Source organism: Streptomyces swartbergensis, assembly GCF_002148965.1.
Lineage (GTDB): Bacteria > Actinomycetota > Actinomycetes > Streptomycetales > Streptomycetaceae > Streptomyces > Streptomyces swartbergensis.
The window spans coordinates 1-875 of sequence record NZ_NGFN01000778.1 but is presented as its reverse complement, the minus strand read 5'-3'; the positions used below and the strand labels follow the sequence as shown (position 1 = coordinate 875).

Below are 875 nucleotides of genomic sequence, written 5' to 3'. Positions count from 1 at the left end.
GTCCCCGTGCGTGCCTGCGGCCGGTCACCGGTCTGCCGTTGCCGGTCCGTCACGTACGGAGAAGGCGTAACGGGCCGGCGACGGCGGACGCCGAACCGCGTCCCCGCACCCTCACCCCGCTTCAGAGAAGAGGCACACCCGCATGCGTACACGCACCCTCCTCACCCTCACCGCCGCCGTCGCCGCCCTGGGCCTCACCGCCCCCGCCTCGGCGGCCGACACGCCCGTCCTGACCACCACCGACGGCGCGGCCGTCGCGGTCGGCGACGTCCTCGACGCGTCCCTGGCGAGCGGCACGGCCGCCACCTTCTACTCCAGCGCGACCGGCACCAGCGGCATCTCCTGCACCAAGTCGGCGTTCACCGCCACCGTCACCGACAACCCGGCCGCTCCCGGCACCGCCACCGAGTCCCTCACCTCGCACAGCTTCGACACCAGCGGCTGCACCGCCAACGTCGTCGGAGTGCTCGGCGTCAGCGGCATCACCGTCGACAACCTGCCCTACACCACCAGCGTGTCCTCGGACGGCACCGTCTCCGTGACCCCGGGCGCGGGCTCCGCCATCCAGTCCACGGTCCGGCTGCGCACCCTGCTCGGCACCATCAACTGCGTCTACCGGGCACCCAGCCTGACCGGAACGGCGAGCAACGCCGACAACAGCATCACCTTCACCAACCAGCAGTTCACGAAGACGTCCGGCTCGTCGCTGTGCTTCGCCAACGCCTTCTTCACCGCCAAGTACTCGCCGGTGACCAAGGGAGGCGTCGCAGTCAACGTCAACTGACCGCTGAGGAGCGTCGGTTCAGCGCCGACGCAGCCGTAGCGCCAGGGCGGCGCCGCCGGTGAGCAACAGCACCGCCGCGGCGCCGCCCGCC

General features: G+C 71.7%; 1 protein-coding gene. It reads left to right on the top strand.

From position 1 onward, the window contains the following. Window positions 1-142: 142 nt before the first annotated feature. Window positions 143-784, top strand: coding sequence for a Tat pathway signal sequence domain protein (locus CA983_RS44275; RefSeq protein WP_086606166.1), 642 nt, complete (start codon window positions 143-145; stop codon window positions 782-784). Window positions 785-875: the final 91 nt, after the last annotated feature.